The sequence below is a fragment of the Caulobacter sp. HMWF025 genome (genome assembly GCF_003060965.1).
Classification (GTDB): Bacteria; Pseudomonadota; Alphaproteobacteria; order Caulobacterales; family Caulobacteraceae; genus Caulobacter.
This window is the reverse complement of record NZ_QAII01000168.1, coordinates 1-7,140: the sequence shown is the minus strand read 5'-3', so window position 1 is coordinate 7,140 and position 7,140 is coordinate 1. Positions and strand designations below refer to the sequence as shown.

The 7,140-nt window shown below is 68.8% G+C and carries 8 protein-coding genes and 1 pseudogene; 4 read left to right on the top strand and 5 right to left on the bottom strand.

Annotated elements, in window-relative coordinates:
* The first annotated feature begins 129 nt into the window (after positions 1-129).
* The gene (locus DBR10_RS17800) at positions 130-1,245 is read left to right on the top strand and encodes a cell wall hydrolase (RefSeq protein ID WP_108505460.1); all 1,116 of its coding nucleotides are present in this window, start codon (positions 130-132) and stop codon (positions 1,243-1,245) included.
* On the opposite strand, the gene DBR10_RS17795 is transcribed toward DBR10_RS17800, so the two are convergent.
* From DBR10_RS17795 to DBR10_RS17790, 3 genes and pseudogenes are all read right to left on the bottom strand, one after another.
* Complete coding sequence (locus DBR10_RS17795) at positions 1,205-2,011, bottom strand: SDR family oxidoreductase (RefSeq protein ID WP_108505459.1); 807 nt, start codon at positions 2,009-2,011, stop codon at positions 1,205-1,207. The two genes, DBR10_RS17800 and DBR10_RS17795, sit on opposite strands and share 41 nt — an antisense overlap.
* Positions 2,012-2,133: 122 nt before the next feature.
* Positions 2,134-2,202: pseudogene (locus DBR10_RS20315) on the bottom strand (hypothetical protein); the annotation flags it as partial.
* Positions 2,203-2,235: 33 nt separating this feature from the next.
* Positions 2,236-2,415: a YegP family protein gene (locus DBR10_RS17790; protein ID WP_062148997.1), complete on the bottom strand. Its 180-nt coding sequence runs from the start codon at positions 2,413-2,415 to the stop codon at positions 2,236-2,238.
* Between the two features lie 104 nt (positions 2,416-2,519).
* On the opposite strand from DBR10_RS17790, the gene DBR10_RS17785 reads away from it, so the two are divergent.
* Positions 2,520-3,092 (top strand): DUF1003 domain-containing protein, encoded by a 573-nt coding sequence (locus DBR10_RS17785; protein ID WP_108505458.1) that lies wholly within the window; start codon positions 2,520-2,522, stop codon positions 3,090-3,092.
* Between the two features lie 9 nt (positions 3,093-3,101).
* On the opposite strand, the gene DBR10_RS17780 is transcribed toward DBR10_RS17785, so the two are convergent.
* Positions 3,102-3,521 (bottom strand): hypothetical protein, encoded by a 420-nt coding sequence (locus tag DBR10_RS17780; protein ID WP_108490125.1) that lies wholly within the window; start codon positions 3,519-3,521, stop codon positions 3,102-3,104.
* A gap of 96 nt (positions 3,522-3,617) precedes the next feature.
* The gene (locus tag DBR10_RS17775) at positions 3,618-4,355 is read right to left on the bottom strand and encodes a glycosyltransferase (protein ID WP_108505457.1); all 738 of its coding nucleotides are present in this window, start codon (positions 4,353-4,355) and stop codon (positions 3,618-3,620) included.
* 56 nt (positions 4,356-4,411) lie between these two features.
* Between DBR10_RS17775 and DBR10_RS17770 the strand changes: the two genes are divergently transcribed.
* Both DBR10_RS17770 and DBR10_RS17765 read left to right on the top strand, forming a co-directional pair.
* Complete coding sequence (locus DBR10_RS17770; protein WP_108505456.1) at positions 4,412-6,106, top strand: ArnT family glycosyltransferase; 1,695 nt, start codon at positions 4,412-4,414, stop codon at positions 6,104-6,106.
* Positions 6,103-7,002, top strand: coding sequence for a hydroxymethylglutaryl-CoA lyase (locus DBR10_RS17765; RefSeq protein WP_108505455.1), 900 nt, complete (start codon positions 6,103-6,105; stop codon positions 7,000-7,002). The genes DBR10_RS17770 and DBR10_RS17765 overlap by 4 nt, the downstream gene beginning before the upstream one ends.
* The last annotated feature ends 138 nt before the right edge of the window (positions 7,003-7,140 follow it).

Here is a 7,140-nt window from a genome sequence, read left to right as displayed (position 1 = left end):
CAGGACTTCGGCCACATCGTGAACCGGTCGAGTCCCCGCTTCCAGAGCTGCCCGACAGTGCTTTTTCCGGGTCTCTAGAGGCGTTTTTTGTCGGGGGGCGGTACGCCCTCGCCGCGCAGGACACGAGTTTTGTACATCAAGTCGCAGACGCGCGCGGATTCGCGCGGGCTGGTCGGCGCCGTATTGGTCGGGTCCATCACGGGCCTGGCACTTGGCGGCGTCTACCTTGCTGGTGGACTGGCCCAGACGGCCAGCCAGCATGCCCGTGTGAGCCGCCTGGCCGACGGCGCTTCGGAGGGTTTCTCCGATGCCGCCCTGGTCAAGGCCGCGTCTCGTATGGACCCCGGCGCCCTCGCCGTGGCCCGTCGCCATGACCCCTATACCGTCGCCGGAGCCGCCCAGCGTGATCGCCAAATCTCGCTGCTGGTCGCCCGGCTCGAGAACCGCAATTCGGCCGCGACCGGTTTCCGCAGCAGCCCCCTGATGCTGCGTGCCAGCTTCGGCGGGCCGTTCAATCCGTCGCCGGCCCCGTTCCGCCTGACCAATGTGCTGGAAAGCTCGCGTGAGCTCGATTGCCTGGCCGACGCTGTCTATTACGAGGCCCGGGGCGAGACCCCCAGCGGCCAGGCGGCCGTGGCCCAGGTGGTGCTGAACCGCGTCCGCCATCCAGCCTTCCCCAAGTCGATCTGCGGCGTGGTGTTCCAGGGCGCCTATCGCCAGGTCGGCTGCCAGTTCAGCTTCGCCTGCGACGGCTCGATGCGCCGGACCCGCGAACGCGGAGCCTGGGGCCGGGCCAAGACCATCGCCTCACGCGCCCTGTCGGGCGCGGTGATGCATGAGGTCGGTTCGGCTACCCACTTCCACACCACCAGCGTCTCGCCGGGCTGGGGTCCGCGCCTGCTGCGCGTGGCCCAGGTGGGCATGCACGTCTTCTACCGCTTCGGCGGTCGCGCCGGCGCGCCGGGGGCCTTTACGGCCACCCCGCAGCCGTCGGACCTGAACGACCTGCCCAATGCGCCGACCGTCGCTGACCTGACCCAGGGCCTGACTGCTGACGGCAAGCCGCCGGGTCTGATCTATGCGGCCAATGCGGTGCGTGACGCCCAGCCGGTCTCGGCCGGCAACGGCATGGGCGGCCCGCTGGGTTCGCCGGTCGAGCCCGCCTCGGCCCCGGCCAAGCCGGTGGCCGACAAGGCCCCCGAGGTCAGGACGTCATCATCGGCCGTGAGCGGAGCTGCTTCCTGACCGATCCGGCCATGTGGCTGGTGGCGAAGCGCATCTGCTTCGCCCGCTTGCCCACGAAATAGTGCAGGTCCTTGCCGGTCGCGGCCTTTGCCACGACCTCGGCCGCGTCCTCGACCGGATAGACCTCCAGGCCGCCCTTCTTGAGGGCGTCGGACATGCTCTCATTGCTGCCCGACGAGCCGGCATTGAGGATCGGCGTCTCGACGAACCAGGGCATGACGCAGGCGACGCTGACGCCGTGGGCGGCATATTCGACGTCGAGGGCTTCTGACAGGCCGCGCACGGCGAACTTGGTGGCCGAATAGACGGCCAGCTTGGGCGAGCCGTAGAGACCGGCGCACGAGGCTACATTGATCAGGCGGCCGCGTCCGGCCTTCAGCAGGGGCAGGCCGGCCCGGGCCCCGTGGATCACGCCGCGGATATTGATGTCGATCTGCATGTCGCAATCGGCTTCGCTGAGCTCTTCCAGCGCGCCGAACCGGGCGATCCCGGCATTGTTGAGCAGGGCGTCCAGCTTGCCGTCGGTCAGGCGGCCGAACTCGCCCAACGCATTGTCCCAGGCCTCGCGGTCGCGCACGTCGAGGCGATAGGTTGCGCCATTGGCCGGGCCGATGGCCTCGAGGGCGGCCTTCAGGCCGACGACATCGATGTCGGACAGGCCGACGAACCAGCCGTCCGCGGCGAATTTTTTCGCACTGGCCAGGCCGATGCCGCTGGCGGCCCCGGTGATGAAGATGCTCTTGCGGCCGTTGGCGTTCGCGCTCATCGGCAGTCCTCCCCGCTTTTCTTGTTATCAGCGATCAGACGCCGGGCGGGGGAAGGGGTCAAGTGAGGTTCCCGGCAATCTGGAACCCAAACCTTGTCATCCCGGAAGCCTCGCAGAGGCTATCCGGGACCCAGGGGCCGGCGCAGCGCGGTCGCCCCTGGGTCCCGGCGCTCCCGCCCTGACGAGCGTCCGGCCGGGATGACAAGACATTATGGGCTCGGACTTTAGTCGGTCTGATCGTCGATTTCGGCGCCGGGGCCGTTCTTCAGAATCGACTCGATGGCGTTCTTGGCCGAGGCCTTCGACGAATAGCCTTCGGTCGAGAAGATCACTTCGCTGTTGTAGACGAAGTTGACGCGGAACTCGCCCGCCTTGTCCTTCTTGATAATGAACTTGTGAGCCATGGGAGTCTCCTTCAGGGCAAGCTTGGCTTTGTCGGTCTTGCGACGGCGGGAGCCTCGCTTGTGCCGCGTTCGCGTGTCAATCGTGCGAAGCCCAGGAGATTGCCATGACCATCGACGACCGTCTCGACCAGCTGTCTCGCGAGCTGCTGAACGAGCCCTATCGCGACCTCAACGACGTCCAGCGCAGCGTCATCGACCTGATCGCGGCCGAGGCGCCGACGGGGTTGAACAAGGCGCTGGTCTCGGATGACCGCACCTACTGGGACCGCCTGGCCGACAAGGTCGCGGCGGTCGGCGGGTCGTGGGGCTTCATCGGCGGGTTCAGTGCGGTGCTGCTGGCCTGGATCGCGCTGAACGTGGGTCTCAAGCCGTTCAACCTGTCGTTCGACCCCTATCCCTTCATCTTCCTGAACCTGCTGCTCTCGACCGTCGCGGCCCTGCAGGCCCCGGTGATCATGATGAGCCAGAACCGGCAGGCCTCGAAGGACCGCCAGAACGCCGAGCACGACTATGTCGTCAACCTGCGGGCCGAGCTGGAGATCATGCACCTGCACGCCAAGCTGGACGCCCTGCGCGACCGCGACCTCGCCGCCATCAGCCTGCACAATGCCGAGGCGCTGGGCCGGCTGGAGGCGCAGATGGCGGCCCTGACGGCGAGGCTTGAGCCCCGCAGCTAGGGCAGGGGGCTATTCCCCGAAGTCCACGTCCCGGCGTGCGGCGACGATGGTGACGATGAATCCGGCCAGCACGTCGAGCAGGACCATCACCGTGATCAGGAAGAAGATCGAGGTGGCAAAGGCCGGGGCCAGCAGGAACTCGACCAGGCAGCCGATGAACAGCACCATCGACAGCGAGTGATTGATGATTGCGATCTTGCGGCTGGTCGTGGACTTCAGCAGCTCGACAAAAAGCACGACCAGCGAGGCGGCCAGCAGCAGGTCACCCAGGCTGACGGCCCAGTCGATCTGCGAGGTCATGTGGATCGTGAACAGGGTCTCGGTCAGGCGCGCATGGGCGTCGATCGACTGGAAACCGCCCGTCAGGGTCAGGGCGATCAGGTTGTAGATCAGCACCGGCAAGACCAGCAGCGGAACCGCGGCGAACATGGGCAATCCTTCCCCCAGACGGGTGGCCCCCCGGCCACATCGCCTAGGGGTAACCGTATTTTCAGCCTGCGAGAAGCCGTCGCCGTCCGCTGAAGCCTAGGCCTCGTCGACGCCACCCGGATTGCGGGCCCGGGTCTGCAGCCACATCACGCCCAGCAGGTCGGAGACCGAGGCCTTCAGGCGGCCAAAATTGGTGTACTTCGACACCCCGGTTTCCCGGTGGCGGTGGTTCACCGGCTCGAACGCCACCTCATAGCCCTCGCGCAGCATCAGGGCCGGGATGTAGCGGTGGATGTGATCGAAATAGGGCAGGCGCAGGAAGGCCTCGCGGCGGAAGGCCTTGAGCCCGCAGCCGGTATCATTGGCCGTGTCGTGCAGCAGGCGCTTGCGCACCCCGTTGCCGAAACGCGAGGCAAAGCGCTTGGCGCTGCTGTCCTGGCGCTTGACCCGCTCGCCGCCGACCAGGGCCAGGGTCGGCGGACCGGCCGCCAGGGCCCGGGCCAGACGCGGGGCATCGGCCGGATCGTTCTGGCCGTCGCCGTCGAGGGTGACGATGATCGGACCGCGCGCGGCCAGGATGCCGCTGCGCACGGCCCGGCTCTGGCCCGAGTTCTTGCGGTGGCTCAGGACCCGCAGTTGCGGGATCTCGGCCCGGAGCGCGACCAGCAGGGCCCGGGTGTCGTCGCGGCTGGCGTCGTCGACAAAGATGATCTCGTGCGACTCGCCGGCGAAGGCGGCGGCGATCTCGCGCACCAGGGCCGGGGCGGCTCCGCCTTCATCGAAGACGGGAACCACGATCGAAAAGTCGGGAACTGGGGCGGCGCTGGCGGTCATGCGCCTCTAATACCTCAAAACTGCCCATACGAAAGGATCGTGCTATTCCATGGCCCATGACGCTTGAATCTCGCCTCGATGCGTGGAGCCGCGGATGGCGCGGCCCCCTGTTCGCCGCCCTGCTGGCCCTGATTGCCGGCCTGCCGGGCCTGTTGGCCATGCCGCCACTGGATCGCGACGAGTCGCGCTTCGCCCAGGCCACCGCCCAGATGCTTGAGACCGATGACTATGTGGTCATCCGCTTCCAGGACCAGCCGCGCTTCAAGAAGCCGGTCGGCATCCACTGGCTGCAGGCCGCCACCGTCGCCCTGGTCTCCGCGCCCGAGGACCGGGGCATCTGGGCCTACCGTATCCCGTCCCTGCTGGGGGCCATGCTGGCCGCCGCCGCCTGCGCCTGGGCCGCGGCGGCCCTGTTCGATGCCCGCACGGGGCTGCTGGCCGGCGCGCTGTTTGCCGGCACCTTCCTGCTGTCGAGCGAAGCCTTCATCGCCAAGACCGATGCGGCCCTGTGCGGTTCGACCACCCTGGCCATGGCGGCCATGGCGAGGATCTATGCTGCACATCTGGCGGGACGAAAGCCCGGGGTCTGGCTGAAGCTGGCCTTCTGGTCGGGTCTGGCCGTCGCGGCCCTGATCAAGGGGCCGGTCGGCCTGCTGACCGTGATCCTGGCGGCCCTGGCCCTGTGGGCCTGGGATCGCAAGGCCGGCTGGCTGAAGGACCTCGGCTGGGGCTGGGGCCTGATCCTGTTCTGCGCCGTCGTCCTGCCCTGGGCGATGATGATCACCGTCGCCACGGACGGGGCGTTCTGGGGCACCGCCATCGGCGGCGATCTGGCGCCGAAGATGGTCGGCGGACAGGAGGGCCATTCGGGGCCGTTCGGCTATCACCTGATGCTGTCGCCGGTGCTGCTCTATCCGGCCACCCTGCTGCTGCCGGCGGCCCTGGTGCTGATCTGGTCCGGCCGGGCCGAGCCGGGCGTGCGGTTTGCCGCCTGCTGGCTGATCCCGACCTGGCTGATGTTCGAGATCCTGCCGACCAAGCTGGCGCACTACACCCTGCCGGGGATCGGGGGCCTGGCGATCCTGATGGCGGCCTCGGTGCGCGCGCCGCTCGGGCGCGGCGTGCGCTGGCTCGGGGCAGGCCTGACCCTGCTGGCGACCCTGCTGCTGATCGCCGTCGCCGTCTACGGCATGGTGACCTTCGGCCAGGGCATGGATCTGGCCTGGATGCTGCTGGTCGTGCTGCTGCTGGTCGGTTCCGGCGGGGCAGGGATCCTGCTGCTGCTGAAGGGCCATGCGGTCCGTGCCCTGCTGGTGGCCGGCGCGCTCGGCATCGGGGCCCACGCCGCCCTGGTCGGCGGGCTGCTGCCGCATCTGGAGCCGCTGTTCCTGTCGAAAGACATTGCCGAGGCCCTCGACCGCGCCCGGCTGTCGCCCCGCTCGGGCGCGCCGGGGCCGGTCGCCGTCACCGGCTATTCGGAGCCCAGCCTGGTCTTCCTGCTGGGCACCGCCACGCAACTGACCGACGGCGAGCGGGCCGCCCGGGCCATCGCCGAGGGCCGTCCGGCCGTGGTCGAGGCCCGTGAGGACGCCGTGTTCCGCAAGAGCCTCGCCGCGCTCGGCCTGACGCCGCGCCCGGTCGGGGTGGTGAGCGGCCAGAACTATTCCGACGGCGATGACGAGCGCCTGACCCTCTATCGTGGCGAGCCCCAGCGGCCGGCCGAAACCCCCGTACCGGAGAGCCGTCCGTGAGCCGCTTCATCGAGATCGTCGAGGTCGGACCGCGCGACGGGCTGCAGAACGAGAAGACTGTGCTCTCGGTCGACGAGCGGCTGGCCCTGATCCGGCGGCTGGAGGCCTGCGGGGCCCGGCGCATGGAGGTGGTCTCGTTCGTCAATCCCAACCGCGTGCCGCAGATGGCCGGGGCCGAAGAGATCATGGCCGCCCTGCCGGCGGACCTGAACCACTCGCGCATCGGCCTGGTGCTGAACATGCGCGGCTGGGAGCGCTGCGTTGCCGCCCAGTGCGATGAGGCCAATGTGGTGGTCTGCGCCTCGGACGGCTTTGCGACCCGCAACCAGGGTTCGACTGTTAGCCAGCAGCTGGATGTGCTGGCCGCCATTGTCGAGCGCCAGGCGGTGGAGGGCGGTCCGCCGGTGACCATGACCCTGTCGGTGGCCTTCGGCTGTCCGTTCGACGGCGAGGTCAGCGAGGACCAGGTGGTGGCCATCGTCCGCGAAGCGGCGGCCCTGCGCGTGCCCGAGATCGCCATTGCCGACACCATCGGGGTCGCCGATCCCTGGACCGTGCGCCGCCGGGTCGAGGCTGTTCGCGCCGCCGCGCCGGGCGCCCGTCTGCGGCTGCACTTCCATGACACTCGCAATACGGGTCTCGCCAATGCCTTTGCCGGGGTCGAGGCCGGGGTCGATGTGCTGGACGCCTCGGTCGGCGGGCTGGGCGGCTGTCCGTTCGCGCCCAATGCCACCGGCAATATCGGCACCGAGGATCTGGTCTACATGCTGGAGCGGGCCGGGTTCGAGACCGGCTATGACCTGTCGGCCCTGATCGAGACGGGGCGGGCGATCAGTGAGCGCCTCGGCAAGGCTCCGGCCTCGTCCCTGGCCCGGGCCGGGGCGTTTCCAGTCTAGGGTTGGCGGCTTTGTGGCGGGGCTGACATCGTTGGCCGTGAAATGACCTCAGTCGCGCCGTTGCAAAGCCCGGTTCGCCACCCAATCTCTCCTTCGACGCGGACAACCCGGCTCCCCCCCCCCCGGCCGGCCCCAGCG

Excerpts from the sequence above, each read along its gene's own strand:
- DBR10_RS17770 (WP_108505456.1), top strand. The coding sequence starts at position 4,412 with ATGACGCTTGAATCTCGCCTCGATGCGTGGAGCCGCGGATGGCGCGGC.
- DBR10_RS17795 (WP_108505459.1), bottom strand. The coding sequence starts at position 2,011 with ATGAGCGCGAACGCCAACGGCCGCAAGAGCATCTTCATCACCGGGGCC.
- DBR10_RS17790 (WP_062148997.1), bottom strand. The coding sequence starts at position 2,415 with ATGGCTCACAAGTTCATTATCAAGAAGGACAAGGCGGGCGAGTTCCGC.
- DBR10_RS17780 (WP_108490125.1), bottom strand. The coding sequence starts at position 3,521 with ATGTTCGCCGCGGTTCCGCTGCTGGTCTTGCCGGTGCTGATCTACAAC.
- DBR10_RS17775 (WP_108505457.1), bottom strand. The coding sequence starts at position 4,355 with ATGACCGCCAGCGCCGCCCCAGTTCCCGACTTTTCGATCGTGGTTCCC.
- DBR10_RS17785 (WP_108505458.1), top strand. The coding sequence starts at position 2,520 with ATGACCATCGACGACCGTCTCGACCAGCTGTCTCGCGAGCTGCTGAAC.